The sequence below is a fragment of the Massilia timonae genome, from assembly GCF_001866515.1.
GTDB lineage: Bacteria > Pseudomonadota > Gammaproteobacteria > Burkholderiales > Burkholderiaceae_D > Telluria > Telluria timonae.
The window spans coordinates 5,308,810-5,325,019 of the sequence record NZ_JRYB01000001.1; the positions used below are offsets into that span (position 1 = coordinate 5,308,810).

The window sequence follows — 16,210 nt, forward strand, 5'->3', positions numbered from 1 at the left end:
CGGCTGTCCGGGCGGCGCCTGATGTTATTGTCCTTTCAATAAAATATAACGCAATTCCCACTGCATAGGGGGCAGATTCAATATCTAATCGTCCACAATTGATACTGCGTGGCGAAAAAGCCCTAGGCCGGGGCGCGCGCGGTGACCGGATAGCCGGCGCCGTCGATCGCGGCCACGATGCGGTCGAGGTCGGCGTGGCTGTCGATCCGCACGCTGGCCTTGTCGAGGTCGATCGCGACCTTGGCGTCGGCGTCGACCGCCTGCACCGATTTGGTGACGCGGCCCACGCAGTGATTGCAGCTCATGCCTTCCACGGTCAGTTCATACATGGTGTGTTCTCCTGTCGGATGGGACATCGATGTCCCGGTGGTTGAAAAGGGTTCGGATGCGGGTACGGTGGCAGCCTCGGGCGTCGCGGCGGCCGGCGCCGGCGTCCAGCGCCGCAGCAGCAGCGCGTTGGCGACCACGCTGACCGAGCTGAGCGCCATCGCGGCGCCGGCCAGCACCGGATCGAGCAGCCCGAAGGCCGCCAGCGGCAGGCCGATCACGTTATAGATGAAGGCCCAGCCCAGGTTCTGGCGGATCTTGCGGTAGGTGCGGCGCGACACCGCGATGGCGTCGGCCACCAACCGCGGATCGCCACGCATCAGGGTCACGCCGGCGCTGTGCATGGCGACGTCGGTGCCGGTCGCCATCGCCATGCCGACGTCGGCCGCCGCCAGGGCCGGCGCGTCGTTGATGCCGTCGCCGACCATCGCGACCTTGCGCCCGCCCTGGCGCAGGCTGGCGACCACCTGCGCCTTGTCCGCCGGCAGCACCTCGGCATGCACGCGCTCGATACCGAGCGCCTGCGCCACCGTGCGCGCGGCGCCGGGGCTGTCGCCGCTGAGCAGGACCGGCTCGATGCCGGCTGCCTTCAGGCGCGCGACGGCGCTTGGTGCGCCCGGCTTGATGCGGTCGCCGAAGGCGAGCAGGCCCAGCACCCGCACCCTGCCGTCGCGGCGCTCGGCCAGCCACGACACGGTGCGTCCGGCCGCTTCGTGGCCTTCGGCCCCGGTCGCCGGCACGCCGAGATCGATCATCAGGCGCCGGTTGCCGAGCACAATGGTGGCGCCGTCGACCTCGGCCTCGACCCCACGGCCCGGCAAGGCGCGCGCGGCGCGCGCCGCTGGCAGCGCCAGGCCCTGGCGCGCCGCTTCCTCGAGCACGGCGCCGGCCAGCGGATGCGAACTGCCCTGCTGCACGGCGGCGGCCAGCGCCAGCAGCCGCGCCGGCTCGAGGCCGTCATGGGCCACCAGCTGCGGCTTGCCCTCGGTCAGGGTGCCGGTCTTGTCGAACACCACGACGTCCAGCGCATGCGCAGTCTCGAGCGCCTCGGCGTCCTTGATCAGGATGCCGTGGCGAGCGCTGGCGCCGGTGCCGACCATGACCGCGGTGGGCGTGGCCAGGCCCAGCGCGCAGGGGCAGGCGATCACCAGCACCGCCACCGCATTGAGCAGCGCCGCCTGCCAGTCGCCGCCCGCCAGACCCCAGCCCAGCAGGGTCGCCAGCGCGATCGCGAGCACGACCGGCACGAACACCGCGCTGACCCGGTCCACCAGGCGCTGGATCGGCGCCTTGACCGCCTGCGCATCCTCGACCATGCGGATGATCTGCGACAGCATCGTCGCCGCGCCGACCGCCGTCGCCTCGACCAGCAGCAGGCCGTCGGCATTGACGGCGCCGCCGGCCACCCGGTCGCCCGGCTCCTTCGCCACCGGCAGGCTCTCGCCGGTCAGCAGCGATTCGTCCAGGTGGCTGCGGCCGTCGACCACGACGCCGTCGGCCGGCACCCGCGCGCCGGGCTTGACCACCATCAGCTCGCCCACGCGCAGCGCGGCCAGCGCCACCAGCACGTCGTTGCCGTCGCGCCGCACCAGCGCCTCGGCGGGCCGCAGGCGGCCCAAGGCATCGAGCGCGGCCAGGGTCTGGCGCTTGGCGCGGCCTTCCAGCCACTTGCCCAGCAAGACCAGCGTGATCACGACCGCCGACGTTTCGAAATACAGGTGCGGTTCGGGATGGGCGCCGTGCGCGCCCGCGCCCAGCAGGAGGTAGACCGACAGGCCATAGGCGGCGCTGGTGCCGAGCGCCACCAGCAGGTCCATATTGCCGCTGCCTGCGCGCAGCGCCTTCCAGCCGGCGCGGTAGAAGCGCGCGCCGAGCCAGAACTGGACCGGCGTGGCCAGGGCCAGCTGCAGCCAGCCGGGCAGCGCCAGGCGATGACCGAACGCCGCGGCCAGCATCGGCAGCACCAGCGGCAGGCTCAGCAGCATGGCGGCGGCCACCGGCCACCAGGCCGGCAGCGTCGCGCCGGTTTCCTTGCGCCGCGCCGGGGCCGCGCCGGCGGCGTCCGGCAGGTCGAGGTCCGCCTCGTACCCGGCCGCGTGCACGGCCGCCATCAGGACCTCGGGCGCGGCCTGGCCCTGCACGCTGGCCTTCTCGGTGGCCAGGTTGACGCTGGCGCCGCTCACGCCCGGCACCGCGCGCAGCGCCTTCTCGACCCGCGCCACGCAAGAGGCGCAGGTCATGCCTTCGATGTTCAGGACAGTGTTGTTCATTTGCTTGTTCCTTGAATCCATACCAACAGCATAGTCCTTCCCACCATGGGAAGGTCAAGCGTTTGTTATTTAGTTCGCGCGAAGGGCTTGCGCCGGTCGCAGGCACGGGCCCGCCAAACGGAATACAAAGGAGCTGGGCCTCGTTTCGAGGATTCGGCATCCACCTGCGGGGGGATCGATGAACGCGCTGATGAAGTCGCTAACCACGCTATTGCTCTGGATACTGATGACGGTCTTGTTGGCCGCCTGCGGCAGCGACGACGACGGGTCGCAGGCCGAACGCGCCGGCATCGGCGCCATCGACCAGGCCGCGGGCGCCACGCCTTTCGTGGCGCAGCTGAGCTATACGCTGGACAACTTCGCCCACCTCGACAGCGTGCGCTACACGATCGCCGGCCGCCCGGGCTCGCATTCGCTGCCGGTCGCGGTCACCTACGACCACGCCTGGCTCGGGCGGCGCGCGGCCTGGGACCCGTCCGCCAGGCGCATCGCCTTCCCCGTCTTCGGCCTGTATGCCAGCCACCTCAACGAGCTCACGCTCACGACGCGCTTTCGGGATGGATCCACCCACGTGGCGCAAGTGGCGCTGGCCACCGGCCCCTACACCGGCCCGGCCACCGTCTACGCCACGCCCCAAGTGCGCACCGCGCGCGGGGCGGCTTCGCCCGGTGTCGAGTACATGCTGATCAAAAACGGCGTCACGATGCCGGTCATCCTCGACAGCGACGGCCAGATGCGCTGGGCCGGCGCCGCACCCGGCAGCTCGTTCTCCTCGCTGTTCAGCGACGACGCCTTCTATGTCGGCGACCAGGACGCCCCGCTGCTGCACCAGGTCGACGTGGACGGCAGCGTGCGCAGCAGCCGCCTCGACGACACGCGCTTCACCAACTTCCACCACGAACTGGCGCGCGGCAAGACCGGCTTCCTGGCCGAGCTCGACGCCCTGGTCGGCGGTGTGCAGCTGGTGGAGTCGATCCTGGCCGAGATCGACATCTCGGGGCGGGTGCTCAAGGAATGGGACCTGGGCCAGATCTTCCGCGCGGCGATGCGCGCCGGCGGCGACAATCCCGACAACTTCGTGCGCGACGGCATCGACTGGTTCCACATGAACTCGGCCATCTACGACGCCCACGACAATTCGCTACTGATCTCCAGCCGCGAGAACTTCGTCGTCAAGCTCGACTACGAGACGGGCGCCATCCGCTGGCTGCTGGGCGACACCAGCAAGCACTGGTACGTCAACTATCCGTCGCTGCGCGCGCTGGCGCTGCGCGTCACCGAGGGCAAGGCGCCGATCGGCCAGCATTCGCTGTCGATCGCGCCGAACCGCGAGCTCATCATGTTCAACAACGGGCTGGCCAGCCTCAACCCGCCCCCGGGCGCGCCAGCGGGCGAAAACCGCAGCTACAGTACGCCGTCGCGCTACGCGATCGACGAAACGGCGCGCACTGCGCGCGAAGTCTGGACCTGGGATGGGGACCGCAAACTGCTGTCGAACGTCTGCTCATCCGCCTACGAAGGCGCCGCCGGTCGCTACCTGATGGCCTACGCCGCGCTGGAGGCGAACACGCTGGCGCGCTTGATCGCCGTCGACAGCGCCGGCCAGGTGGCCTTCGATTACGCCTACCCGACCACGGCCTGCAACACCGTCTTCATCGCCCAGCCCTTGCGCCTGGAAGACCTGCGCCTGCGCTGAAAGCCTGTTCCGGCAGGTGGGAGTCGCTCCTGGCGCGCCCGGCTTCAACTGCCGACGTCGAACAAGACGCCGACCGCGAGTTCCACCCACAGCGCGGCGAATCCCAGCGCCACCGCACCGACGACGGCGAGCCGCCGCCAAGGCTGCCAGTGCGCCACCCACCGCGCCGTGCGCAGGCAGGCCAGCCCCGCGCCCGCAAGCAACAGCGCGGCGGCGCCGAAATCACGGCCGGTCCAGGCGACTTCGCGCGTGAATTGCATGGCGACCAGCGGCGCCAGCAGGATCAACGCGGTCGCCAGGCCGACCCGCAGCAGATCGATGAGCAGCGTGGCCTTGTGCGCGAGGGGCTTCTGTGAGCCAACGGTATGCATTTTGCTCTCCTGAATGAATCTGGTTGACAGCCGGCGCCCGGCAAAGACCCGGCGCCGGTCGGCGCATGGCATGTCGGCTATCCTAAACCTGTTGCGGCGCGGGCGGAAGCGGCAAGACGCAGCCGCGTCCCGATTTCTTGGCCTCGTACATCCAGTGGTCGGCTTCCTTGATCAATTCTTCGGGCGTGGGCGCCCGCCCCGGCGCCTGCACCGCGATCCCGATGCTGGCCCCGACCCGGACCGTCGCGCCGCACAGCTGCACGGGGAGGGAGACCGCCTCGACCAGCTTGCGGCCGACCCGGTGCGCATCGACCAGGCCACCGGCCAGGTCGGCGAGCAGCACCGTGAACTCGTCGCCCGCCAGTCGGAATACGCTGTCGGTGCGCCGCACCGCCTGGCGCAGGCGCTCGGCGATGGCCCGCAGCAAGGCGTCGCCGCCGTCGTGGCCGAGCTGGTCGTTGACCGCCTTGAAGCCGTCCAGGTCGATGAACAGCAGGCCGAGCCGGCCCTGGCCGCGGTCGGCGCGCGCCTGCGCCAGCGGCAGCGCCTCCATCAGCGCGCGCCGGTTCTGCAGGCCGGTCAGCAGGTCGTGCCGGGTCTCGTATTCGCGCTGGGCGTCGCGCTGCCTGCGCAGGGTGACGTCGTGCAGGAAGGCGCTGAAGACGGGTTCGCCGCGCACCTCGTGGCGGCGGATGCGCACCTCGACCGTGAGCCGGCTACCGTCGCGCCGCAGCGCCGGCAGCTCGACCCGGCGGTCGAGGATGCGCGAGGTGCCGGTGCGCAGGTAGAGCTGCATGCCGTCGCGGTGGGCGCCGGACAGCTCGGCCGGGATGATCAGCGCCTCGAGCGGCCGGCCCAGCGCTTCCTTCGCGCTCCAGCCGAAGGTCTGCTCGGCCTGGCGGTTCCAGGCGGTGACCCGGCCGTTGCGGTCCAGGCTGATGTAGGCGTCGTTGGCGTTGTCGATCACGCTGCGCAGTTCTTCCTCGCGCTCGCCGAGCTCGCGCGTGCGCGCCTCGACCCGCCGCTCGAGATCGGCGTGCAGGCGCGCCAGTTCTTCTTCCGCCAGCTTTTGCGCGTGGATGTCCTTGATCACCGACACATCGTATTCGGGACGCCCGGCGGGATCGCGCTTGCGCTTGACGTCGACCTCGACCCACACCGGCGAACCGTCCCTGCGCAGGTAGCGCTTCTGGCGCCGCAGCGCGTCGATCTCGCCCCGCGCCAGGCGCCCCATCAGGGCCGCGTCTTCGGCGCGGTCGTCCTCGTGGGTGACGTCGGCGAAACCGCGTCCCTGCAGCTCATCGGCCGTATAGCCGAGGAGCTCGCTCAGCGTCCGGTTGATGCTGATCCAGCGCCCGTCCGGCGTCGTCAGCGCGATGCCGACGCTGGCGATCTCGAACACGGCGCGAAAGCGGGCCTCGCTCGCGTCCAGCACCGCGTCGCTGTGCTGCAGCCGCGAGCGCGCCGCCGCCAGCCGCTCGCGGTACTGCACCTCGCGCATGATGATGGCGGCCAGGTCGACCAGCACCGCCTTCTGCTCGGCGTCGAGCTGGCGCGGCACGACATCGATCGCGCACAGGGCGCCCAGCGCCAGCCCGGCGCTCGAACGCACCGGCACGCCGGCGTAGAAGCGGATGGCGGGCGCCCCGGCGACCAGCGGATTGTCGGCGAAGCGCGGGTCGTGGCGTGCATCCGGCACCACCAGCGGCTCGTCCTGCAGGATCGTGTGGGCGCAGAAGGCATCCGCGCGCGGCGTGTCGCCGGCCTTGATGCCCACCCGCGACTTGAACCACTGGCGCTCGGCGTCGATCAGCGAGAACGCCGCCATCGGCACCTCCAGCAGGCGGCTGGCCAGACGGACCACCCGGTCGAAGACCGGCTCGGCCGGCGTGTCCAGCAGGTCGAGCTCGCGCAACAGCGCGAGACGCTCGTGTTCATCGGGAGGCGGGGCTGCTGCAATCATGGCTCAAGAAAGAATCATCTCCAGGTCGATCGCCGAATGGCCGTGCCTTACTGTAGCAGAGCAGACGCCCGATTCCCCGCACATGATGGCTGGAGCGGCCCGCCCTGCGGCATGGCAAAAATTTGTTACAAGTTTATGCGCAAGAATTTATATACTTGCGCCGTGCGAACATTCATTTGCCTACCATGCGAATCCTGCCTTTCCTGCCGTGCGCCCTGCTCTGCCTCGCCGTGTTCCAGCCAGCCGCCGCCGGCATGGCGGAAGACGTCACCCTGTCCGGCGCGCCCAAACCCGCACCCGCCGTATCCATGCCGGGTATGAGCGGCGCCGCGCGTGATGTCGAGGCCATGCGCGCGGCCGTGCGCGCGGCCGAGCAGCGGCGCGCCCAGGCCGTGTCCAGCCGCGACGTGGCCACTCTGCGGCACCTGATCAGCCGCGACTATTACCACGTCGAGACGCGCGGCCGCGCCCGCACCAGGACCGAGTTCCTGCAACTGCTGACGCGCGACGAATACGAGTTCCGCTCCTACGAAGTCGACGATACCGAGATCCGGATGCTCGACAATGGCCAGGCGGCGCTGGTCACGGGCCGGTTCCGCGCCGCGGCGCAGGGCGCCGACGGTCCCCGCGACCTGCGCGGACGCTATGTCCGCATGTGGGTGCTGGGGCCGGAGGGATGGCGCAATACCATGCAGCAGACCACCGAAATCCGCCCGTTCGCGGCCCAGCGCGACCTCCGGACACAGCGCTGAGCGGTCGTCGCTTGTCCTGGCCGGCGGGACGGGCCGGCACGGCCTCCGATGCTTGTCGGCCACGGCCGCGTTCAATTTCCATGTGACTGCTTGTCAAGGCGACGTGATGCATCTATCATGAGAATGATTATCATTTGCTGTCTCATTTACAGCTTCCATCATTCTTGCCACGCCCAACCAGCGCGACCATGACCTCACTCACTCTGACGCCCCGCCACATCGCCTCGCGCACCGCGGTGGCCATCCTCGGCGGCTACGCTTTCACCTGGGGCGTCGTCGCCCTGGGCATCTCCCTGCTGTACAGCGCCGGCATGGAATTCCACGATGCCGAGCACCTGTCTTACATTATCGGTTTCCTGGTCTTCCTGGCCGCCTTCCTGGTGGCCTTCGCCACCCAGGGGCTGCGCAAGGTAGCGCTGGTGCTGGTGGGCGGCGGCGCGCTGATGAGCGCGGTGGCCTGGTGGCTGCAGAGCCTGATCATTGCGTCGGGGGTCTGACATGTTTCCCAACTTCCGCCATACGATGGCCTGGCTGCACACCTGGTTCGGCCTGGCGCTGGGCCTGGTGCTGATGGTCGTGTTCTTCTTCGGCTCGCTGTCCGTGTTCGACCGCGAGATCGACCGCTGGGCCATCCCCGACACCCGCTACGAACCGCAGCCAATGCCGTCGTTCGACAAGATGCTGGCGCCGATCTTCAAGGAGATGCAGCCCGACGCCGCCGCCCGCGCCATGACGGCGCCGCTGGCCGACGGCCCGCTGCCGGCCCACTTCGACACGCCGCGCAGCTGGGGCGCGTATACCACCCACCGCGATCCGGTGCTGCTGCTGTTCGCCGGCTACGAAGTGCCGAATGCGAAAGACCATGAAACGGCGATCTGGGCCAACCGCACGGTCGATCCGCGCACGGGCGAGGCCCTGCCGGTGGACCGCCTCAAGATCGGCAGCGAATTCTTCTATCCGCTGCACTACAGCCTGACCCTCGACTGGAAGAACGTCGGCTACTGGATCGTGGGCTTCTCGGCCCTGATGATGCTGATGGCCCTGGTCACCGGCGTCATCATGCACCGCAAGATCTTCCGCGAACTGTTCACCTTCCGCCCGAACAAGAGCACCCAGCGCAGCATGCTCGACCTGCACAACCTGACCGGCGTCGTGGCCCTGCCCTTCCACTTCTTCTTCGCCTTCACCGGCCTGGTGATCTTCGCCTATATCTATTTCCCGGTCACGCATACCCAACTGACGCCGCTGCACGACCGCCATGAAATGATGGAATCGAAGGAAACCGGCCTGCCGCACGACCGCGCCGGCGTGGCGGCCCCGCTCGCCTCGGTCGACGCCATGGTGGCCGAAGCCCAGCGCCGCTGGGCCGCCAAGGGCATGGCCGGCGACGTCGGCTACCTGAACATCCAGCACGTGGGCGACGCCAACGGCTATGTCAGCGTGTACCGCGCCGGCACCGACCGCGTCCAGCTGACCGGCGAAGGCATCCACTTCAAGGCCTCCACCGGCGAGCTGCTGCGCGAGGATCCGCCGCCGACCGTGGTGGCGCGCATCAATGAATTCCTGACCGGCCTGCACCTGCAGCACTTCAAGCACTGGCTGCTGCGCTGGCTGTACGTGCTGGGCGGCCTGTCGGGCGCGGCCTGCATCGCCACCGGCCTGTTCTTCTTCGTCGAGAAGCGCAAGCGCCAGCACGCCAAGCAGGGCGTGAGCGGCGCGCGCGTGGTCGATGCGCTGGCCGTCACGGTCGTCACCGGCATGCTGGTGGCCACCCTGACGATGCTGATCGCCAACCGCCTGCTGCCCGACGTCATGCCGGCCGGCTGGCCGCTGCGCGGCGCCATGGAGAAATACCTGTTCTGGGGCAGCTGGGTGGTGGCCGGCGCGCACGCTTTCTGGCGCACCGCCGCGGTCGCCGAGGGCCGCCTGGCTCCGGCCTGGCGCGAGCAGTGCCTGGCCATCGCCGTGCTGGCGGTGACGGCGCCGGTGCTCAACTGGATCACCACCGGCGACCACCTGCTGCGCACGGTCGCCTCCGGCTACTGGCCAGTGGCCGGCGCCGACCTGTTCATGCTCACCAGCGCCGCGCTGGCGCTGCTGGCCGCGCGCAAGCTGCGCCAGCGCGAAGCGCGCCCGCTGGCGCTCAAGAACGTGACCCTGGAGGCCGGCCATGCCTGACGCGCTGCTCCTGCTGCTGGCCCTGCTGGCCTGCGTCGCCGGCATGGGGTGGCTCGCCCTGTCGATGGACGTGCACTGGACCCAGGCAAGGGGCGCGGCGCCTCTTTCCCCGGCCCTGGCCAAGACCCTGCGCCTGGGCGGCGCGGCCGCCCTGCTGCTGTCGCTGGTGCTCTGCCTGACGGTGGATTCGCCGTCGATCGCGGTGCTGGTATGGTTCATGGCGCTGGCCGGCGCCACGCTCACGATCGCCTTCACGCTCACCTGGCGCGCCAGCATCCTCGGGATGCTGGTATTCTGGACAGGATCAGGCGCCCGGTGAGTCATTCCTGGGGTGCGCGGCCGCGCGCCCCGTCCTGCTTGCCGGTTTTGCCCGCATGGCACGTCGCCGGAACGGCGCGATCGAGAGGGTCGCGCATTTCACTTGACCTCAAGCACGCTTGAGGTTGTGTAATACGACCTGACCATGCAAACCGCGGGACCGACCGGTCCCGGTGCAACGTTTCATGCCGGAACAGTGTTCCCAACCATCTGAACGGAGAATGATCATGCCTTATGCACTGCCGCCACTGCCGTATGCCTACGATGCCCTCGAGCCGCATTTCGATGCGCGCACGATGGAAATCCACCACACCAAGCACCACCAGACCTATATCACCAACGTCAACAACGCCCTGGCCGAGGCCAGCGTGGCCGAGGTGCCGGTCGAAGAACTGATCGCCAATATCGGCGCGCTGCCGCAGAACATCCAGACCGTGGTGCGCAACAACGGCGGCGGCCACGCCAACCACGCGCTGTTCTGGACCGTGCTGAGCCCGGACGGCGGCCAGCCTTCGGGCAAGCTGGCCAAGGCCATCGAGGACGACCTCGGCGGCTTCGACCGGTTCAAGGACGCCTTCACCAAGGCCGCCCAGACCCGCTTCGGTAGCGGCTGGGCCTGGCTGACCCTGGGCAAGGACGGCAAGCTGCTGGTCGAAAGCAGCGCCAACCAGGACAATCCGCTGATGGGCGAGTTCGCCGGCATGTCGGGCGGCACGCCGATCCTGGGCCTGGACGTGTGGGAGCACGCCTATTACCTGCAGTACCAGAACAAGCGTCCTGACTATATCGCGGCCTTCTTCAACATCATCAACTGGGCCGAAGTCGAGCGTCGTTACGATGAGGCGTTGAGCAGCCAGGCCGGCTAAGTCGACCGGCTGCTGAAAAAGGGCGCGCCATCCGGCGCGCCCTTTTGCATGCGACTGTCGATCCAACCGCCCGCCGCGGACTTACAGTTTCACGTTCAGCGATACATACGCCGCGCGACCGTTGCCCGACGAATACATCGGTTGGGCCTGGCCGGCCGGCCACCAGTACTCGTCGTACCACGCATATTCGTACCGACGGTCGGCCAGGTTCTTGACCTGCAGGTCGATGCTCACGCGTGGCGTGATTGCATACGACACATTGGCATCAAACAACACGAAGCCGCCGTACTTGCCGAGCTGGTTCGCACGGTCGATGTAGTAATCTCCCTGCGCCCGGCCCTGCAGGCCGAGGTGCCAGCGCTCGGACGGATGGTAGTCGAGGCCGACGTTGCTGATGTAGCGCGGCGTCGAAAACAGTTCCTTGCCGGCCAGCGAAACGCCGGCGTCGGTCATGGCGCTCACCGCCTCGGCCTTCTGGAGCGAATGCGACGCCCAGACCTGGAGCCGGTCCGACAGGCGGCCAGACAATTGCAGGTCGATGCCCTCGCGCCGCGTCTCGCCGAGCGCCACCGAGGTGCCGGTGGCCGGCATGTTCGCCGCCTCGCCGGAGGCGTCCTGGCGCCAGATCGCCAGGCGCAGGTCGGAACGCGCGCTCGGCTTGAGCTTGATGCCGATTTCCTTGCCGGTATTGCTCGAGGCGTCGAACGGACCCTGCCCCGGCAGCAGGTAGGCCGGCATGACCGATCCGGTCAGAATCTGGAAGGTGCGGCCCCAGTTGGCGTACACGCTGACGTCCTCGGCCGGGGAGTACACCATGCTCAGTTTCGGCTGCTTGATCCAGCCGTAGTCCTGCAGGCCGGCCGATCCGCCGCCGGGCAGCGGATTGCTGCCGGTGAAACGGTCGACCCGGTAGCCCGGCACGATGCGCAGCGTGTCGGTGGCCTTGATCACCGCCTGGGCATAGGCGCCAACGTTGTTCAGGTAATAGCGGTCGTCGTTTTGCACCCGCGCCGGATTGCTGAAATCGGTCGGCATCGCATACGTGTAGCGTGAACGCTTGTAGAAATTGTTCTGCCGCTCTGTGTTCACGCCGCCGTCGACCGTGACACGCTCGCTGGCGCGCCAGGTCAGTGTGCTCATGAAGCCGAACTGGTGCTCATCCCACTCGCGGCGCTGGCGCGGCCCGTTACCTTCCGGGTTGCTGGTGAAGGTGACGCGGCGGTCGTCGTGGTAATCGTTGTAGTACAGCTTGTTGCTGAGGAAGGCGTCTTTCGAGATTTGCCAGTCCAGGTGGGCACTGGCGTGGTTCATCTCGCGGTAGGTGATGTCGTTGACGTTCTTGGCCGGCGACTGGCGCCGGTCGGCGGCCAGTTCGGTGGCGGTCAAAAAGCCCGGCTCGTCGGCGTCATGCTTGTAGGTGCGCAGCACGATGCCGCCGGTGAGCGACTTGTCCTTCGACGTCAGGAACCACTTGCCGGCCGCCGTGTAGCGCTCCGAATCGCCGTGGCTGCGGCGGTAGCTGCTGGAATCCTGCCTTGCCAAGACATAGTTCTGGGAGAAGCCGTCGGCCTCGCGCCCATAGACCAGTTGGGCTTCGCGCGTGTCGAAGCTGCCGAGGGTGAAACGGCCGTCGAAGTAGTTGCCGCCCTGGCGCGTCCCGAGGTTGATGTTGCCGCCGATGTTGTGCAGACCGTAGCGCGGGTCGTTGGTGCCGCGCACCACTTCGACATAGTCGACTTCGAGCGGGAAGATCATATCGATGAAGCGCTGGTTGCCGCTGTTGACATTGCTCGGAATGCCGTCGATCAGCACCTTGATAGCGTTGATATACCCTTCGCCATTGAAGGCGCGGAAGGTCGCCTTGCCCGACTCGGCGCCCATGCGGGTTTCGGTCATCTGGGTGCCCGGCAGCTGCCCGACCAGTTCCCAGCTGCTGGCGACGTGCTTGTCCTCGATCTTGTCGGCGCCGAGCACGTCGACCGAGGTCAGCACGGTGCTCGGACGCAGCGCGCCGGCATCGCGCTGGGCGCTGACGCGCACTTCGCCCATCACGATCGTGGGGTCGGCGGCGTGGACGGCGGACGCGAGCGAGGACAGGCCCAGCGCCAGGGGGAGGAGCTTTGTTTTCATTATTGACGTAGAGGAGTACGACGGGAAAGGATGCCAGGGCATCGATTCGATAATGATATCCCATTCTCAATAATTCGGGCAAGCCACACCAGCTTCCGGCTGCGTCTCCTGCTCAGGACGGGCGGCCCCGGTAAGCCATGCGCGCCGGCAGCGTCAGCGCCACCCGCGTGCCGCGCCACCCTTCCCGACCGCCGCCGCTATGGATGTCGAGCCTGGCGCCGATGCGCTCGGCGCGTTCGCGCATGCCGCGCAAGCCCCAGTGGTCGGGCCGGCCCTGTTCGCGCAGCCAGGCCGGATCGATGCCGCGGCCGTCGTCCGCGACCGTCAGCACGAAGGCGGAGCGCCGGTACACGACCTCGATCCTGACCTGCGCGGCCCGGGCATGGGCGAAGGCGTTGCGCAGCGCCTCGAGACCGATCCGGCAAACCTCGTCCAGGACCGCCGGCTGCAGGCGTCGCACCGTCCCACGCACCGCGAACGCGAAGCCGCAGGCCCATTGCGCGGCCAGTTCCTCGCCGGCCGCCGCCAGCGCCTCGTGCAGCTCGCGCGTGTCGAGCGGACCGCCACGCAGCGCGCGCACGCGCTCGCGCCCCTCGACCAGCACCTGGTCGGCGCGCACCAGGGCTTGTTCCAGGCGCGCGCGGGCGGGCGCGTCCGCGGGCAGCGTGTCGGCCGCCGCCTGGAAGCGCAGCACCAGTCCGTGCACGCCCTGCAGCAGGGTGTCGTGCAGCTCGCGCGCGATGCGCTCGCGTTCGCGGTGGCGTTCCTGCAGGCGGTCGCGCACGCGCTCGGCGGCGCGGCGCGCCGTGGCCCGGTAGGCCAGCCGCAGAGCGGCCAGCGCCAGCACGGCGGCGCCGGCCAGGAACAGCGGATGACGGTAGAACGCCTGCGCCACCCTGAACGGCAACACCGCCTCGCGCGGACTCGGCACGCCATCCTTGTTCAGGGCGATGACGCGAAAGCGATAGGCGCCCGGCGCCAGGCCGGTATAGATGGCCTGGCGCGCACGGCCGGCGTCCACCCAGTCGGTGTCGAAGCCGTCCAGCCGGTAGCGAAACCCCAGGCGCTCCGGCGCGGCCAGGCTCGGCGCCGTGTAGTCGATGGCGATGCGCTGCGCCTGCGGCGCCAGGCTGAGCGAGGCAGCGGGGTCCACCCGGGCGCCGTCCACGCTGACCGCCTCGATCCGGACCATCGGCCCGGGCTCGGCGGGCGGCAGGCGCGCGGGGTCCAATGACACCACCCCGCCGCTCGTCGAGAACCACAGCCGGCCATCGGCGCCGCTTACGGCGGTCGGCAACGGCAGCACCTGGTGCGGATCGTTCGCCAGGCCGCCCAGCGCGTCGAAGGAACGATAACGGATCCGGTGGCCGGGCGTGGCCATCGCGCGCCGCAGTTCGGCGGCGCCGATCTGGAAAATGCCCGCCCTGCCATGCAGCCACAGGTCGACATCGGCAGCCCCGGTGGCCGCCGCGACCGGGACGATGGCATAGATGTTGTCGAACACGCCGTCGTCCGGCAGCGGCAGGCGGCGCAGGCGGCCCGCTTCGACATACGCCAGGCCATGCTGGCCGCCGACCCAGGTGCGCCCCGCGTGGTGCGCCAGCGCGGTGACGTGGCCAAGGTCGTCGGACGCGCTCCAGCGCAGCGTCTGCCCGCCGCGGCGCGCTTCGAGCAGGCCGTCGCGGTAGCCGAACCACAACCAGCCGTCGGGCGCGGCCAGCGCGCTGACCGGCATGCGCTGGCTGTCGCGGCCTGGCGCCACGGGCGCGCGCACCCATCCTTGCGCCTCGCGCCGGAACAGGCCCACCTTGTTGATCGAGACCCACAGCACGCCTTGCGCATCGCGCGCCATCGCGCGCACCGGCGCCTGGCCGGCGGCGCCGGGCGGCAGGTCGGCCACGAATGCCAGCCGGGCGCCGCGCGAGCGCCAGATGCCGGCCGGGCCGGCCATCCAGATGCCGCCCTCGGCGTCGCTGATGGCGCTGTTGACCGGCGCCGGCATCGCCAGCGCCCCCACGCGGCCGCCCTGCAGCCGCAGCGCCGAGCCGCTGCCCGGACCGCCCCACAGGCTGCCGTCGCCGCCGGCGGCCAGCGCCACGTTCAGTGCGCCGGGCGGGAACGCCGAAGGCGCCAGGATGCGCGGCCGGAAGCGGTCCAGGCCGGCATTGGTGCCGACCCACAGATTACCGGCGCGGTCCAGGTGCAGCCGCCACACGAAGTCCGAGCTCAGGCCCTGCCTGGCCGTGAAGCGGCTGGCGCCGGCCAGCGCCGCCAGGCCGTCCGGGCGCGCCACGTGCAGCAGGCCGCGGCCGGCCGTGCCGAGCCACAGGCCGCCGGCGCCGTCGAACACGAGGCTGGTCGCGGGCGCATCGAGCGGCGCCGTGCCGGACGACAGCCCATTCTCGTGCAGCACCACGCGGTGCACCCGGCCGCCCCGGCGCTCGGCCAGCCACAGCGCGCCATCGGGCGCCTGCGCGATCTGGCTCACGCCATCGAGCCGCAGGCCGGTGTCGGTGAAGCGCCCGGCGCCCTCGCGCAGGTAATGGAGCTTGCGTTCGCCGGCGACCCACAGCACGCCGTCGCGGTCGACGAACACGGCGCGGGCGCCGGCCTCGTCGACACCCTGGTCGCGGCCGATGCGCCGCCAGGCGCCGTTCACCCGCCGCGCCAGGCCGTCCTCGGCGGCGGCCCAGATGGCCTGGCTCCGGTCCAGCGCCAGCCCGTACACCACCCCGGCCGGGGCGCCGGGGCCGCGCTCGCGCGCGAGGGCGGCCCCGGGACGGGCCAGCGCCACGCCGCCGCTGCGCAGGCCCACCCACAGGGCGTCGCCCTGGGCCAGCAAGGACGACACGATGGCGGGCGCCCCGCGCGCGCCGGGTGGCTGGCGCCGGAAGCGCAGGCCGTCGAAACGCACCAGCGAGTCGTTGGTGCCGAGCCAGAGATAGCCGTCGGCGCCGTGGACGATCGCGCCGACCTGGCTCGGCCCGCCGTCGGCCGACAGCCAGCGCCGGTGCTCCAGGCGTTCGGGCGCATGCTCCTGCGCCGCCGCCGGCATGGCCGTGCCGGCGGCCACCAGCAAGGCGAGCGCGCATGCCGCCAGCGCGGGCGATCCAGGCCGGCCCGGCCACCGGCGAAAGCCTCGATGTTGCAGGATTTCCATTGCCCGATCATAGCATCGGGACTGACTGCGGCCGCATCCGTCGTTGCGCTATCCGCCCCCGCCGGACGGACACGCGCCCGCTCCCACCACATGAACCGGCCCGCAGGACGGAACCACCGCGTCCGGCGCGGCTCGAACGGAAGATGCCGGCGCCCGTGCCCGGCGAGCACATCCCACAT

11 protein-coding genes are annotated in these 16,210 nt (G+C 69.8%); 6 read left to right on the forward strand and 5 right to left on the reverse strand.

The annotated features are described in order from the left end of the window. Positions 1-122 precede the first annotated feature (122 nt). Positions 123-2,618: a heavy metal translocating P-type ATPase gene (locus LO55_RS22540; RefSeq protein ID WP_071363191.1), complete on the reverse strand. Its 2,496-nt coding sequence runs from the start codon at positions 2,616-2,618 to the stop codon at positions 123-125. 205 nt (positions 2,619-2,823) lie between these two features. Between LO55_RS22540 and LO55_RS26080 the strand changes: the two genes are divergently transcribed. Then, entirely contained in the window at positions 2,824-4,293 is a 1,470-nt protein-coding gene (locus LO55_RS26080) for an aryl-sulfate sulfotransferase (RefSeq protein WP_177185563.1), read from the forward strand. Between the two features lie 44 nt (positions 4,294-4,337). Here the strand turns inward: LO55_RS26080 and LO55_RS22550 are convergent, their stop codons facing one another. Both LO55_RS22550 and LO55_RS22555 read right to left on the reverse strand, forming a co-directional pair. Then, entirely contained in the window at positions 4,338-4,664 is a 327-nt protein-coding gene (locus tag LO55_RS22550; protein ID WP_071363192.1) for a hypothetical protein, read from the reverse strand. A gap of 82 nt (positions 4,665-4,746) precedes the next feature. After that, positions 4,747-6,627, reverse strand: coding sequence for a PAS domain S-box protein (locus LO55_RS22555; RefSeq protein ID WP_071363193.1), 1,881 nt, complete (start codon positions 6,625-6,627; stop codon positions 4,747-4,749). Between the two features lie 185 nt (positions 6,628-6,812). Here LO55_RS22555 and LO55_RS22560 point away from each other — a divergent pair, with 185 nt between their 5' ends. From LO55_RS22560 to LO55_RS22580, 5 genes are all read left to right on the forward strand, one after another. Then, positions 6,813-7,379: a nuclear transport factor 2 family protein gene (locus LO55_RS22560; RefSeq protein WP_071363194.1), complete on the forward strand. Its 567-nt coding sequence runs from the start codon at positions 6,813-6,815 to the stop codon at positions 7,377-7,379. Positions 7,380-7,567: 188 nt separating this feature from the next. Continuing rightward, positions 7,568-7,876, forward strand: a complete 309-nt coding sequence (locus tag LO55_RS22565) for an iron uptake protein (protein ID WP_071363195.1) — start codon at positions 7,568-7,570, stop codon at positions 7,874-7,876. 1 nt (position 7,877) lies between these two features. Next, positions 7,878-9,557 carry a PepSY-associated TM helix domain-containing protein gene (locus LO55_RS22570; RefSeq protein WP_071363196.1) on the forward strand — a complete coding sequence of 560 codons (1,680 nt, stop codon included), beginning with the start codon at positions 7,878-7,880 and terminating at the stop codon, positions 9,555-9,557. Then, positions 9,550-9,876 (forward strand): DUF3325 family protein, encoded by a 327-nt coding sequence (locus LO55_RS22575; RefSeq protein WP_005669916.1) that lies wholly within the window; start codon positions 9,550-9,552, stop codon positions 9,874-9,876. The genes LO55_RS22570 and LO55_RS22575 overlap by 8 nt, the downstream gene beginning before the upstream one ends. Before the next feature lie 226 nt (positions 9,877-10,102). Next, complete coding sequence (locus tag LO55_RS22580; RefSeq protein ID WP_071363935.1) at positions 10,103-10,741, forward strand: superoxide dismutase; 639 nt, start codon at positions 10,103-10,105, stop codon at positions 10,739-10,741. 81 nt (positions 10,742-10,822) lie between these two features. Here the strand turns inward: LO55_RS22580 and LO55_RS22585 are convergent, their stop codons facing one another. Both LO55_RS22585 and LO55_RS22590 read right to left on the reverse strand, forming a co-directional pair. After that, positions 10,823-12,871: a TonB-dependent receptor gene (locus LO55_RS22585; protein WP_071363197.1), complete on the reverse strand. Its 2,049-nt coding sequence runs from the start codon at positions 12,869-12,871 to the stop codon at positions 10,823-10,825. Between the two features lie 112 nt (positions 12,872-12,983). Next, on the reverse strand, positions 12,984-16,031 hold the full coding sequence (locus LO55_RS22590) for a sensor histidine kinase (RefSeq protein WP_143054604.1): 3,048 nt from the start codon (positions 16,029-16,031) through the stop codon (positions 12,984-12,986). Between the last annotated feature and the right edge of the window lie 179 nt (positions 16,032-16,210).

Coding starts and splice junctions, on each gene's coding strand:
- LO55_RS22540 (WP_071363191.1), bottom strand. CDS start 2,618: ATGGATTCAAGGAACAAGCAAATGAACAACACTGTCCTGAACATCGAA.
- LO55_RS22550 (WP_071363192.1), bottom strand. CDS start 4,664: ATGCATACCGTTGGCTCACAGAAGCCCCTCGCGCACAAGGCCACGCTG.
- LO55_RS26080 (WP_177185563.1), top strand. CDS start 2,824: ATGACGGTCTTGTTGGCCGCCTGCGGCAGCGACGACGACGGGTCGCAG.
- LO55_RS22565 (WP_071363195.1), top strand. CDS start 7,568: ATGACCTCACTCACTCTGACGCCCCGCCACATCGCCTCGCGCACCGCG.
- LO55_RS22585 (WP_071363197.1), bottom strand. CDS start 12,871: ATGAAAACAAAGCTCCTCCCCCTGGCGCTGGGCCTGTCCTCGCTCGCG.
- LO55_RS22580 (WP_071363935.1), top strand. CDS start 10,103: ATGCCTTATGCACTGCCGCCACTGCCGTATGCCTACGATGCCCTCGAG.
- LO55_RS22560 (WP_071363194.1), top strand. CDS start 6,813: ATGCGAATCCTGCCTTTCCTGCCGTGCGCCCTGCTCTGCCTCGCCGTG.
- LO55_RS22555 (WP_071363193.1), bottom strand. CDS start 6,627: ATGATTGCAGCAGCCCCGCCTCCCGATGAACACGAGCGTCTCGCGCTG.
- LO55_RS22575 (WP_005669916.1), top strand. CDS start 9,550: ATGCCTGACGCGCTGCTCCTGCTGCTGGCCCTGCTGGCCTGCGTCGCC.
- LO55_RS22590 (WP_143054604.1), bottom strand. CDS start 16,031: ATGGAAATCCTGCAACATCGAGGCTTTCGCCGGTGGCCGGGCCGGCCT.
- LO55_RS22570 (WP_071363196.1), top strand. CDS start 7,878: ATGTTTCCCAACTTCCGCCATACGATGGCCTGGCTGCACACCTGGTTC.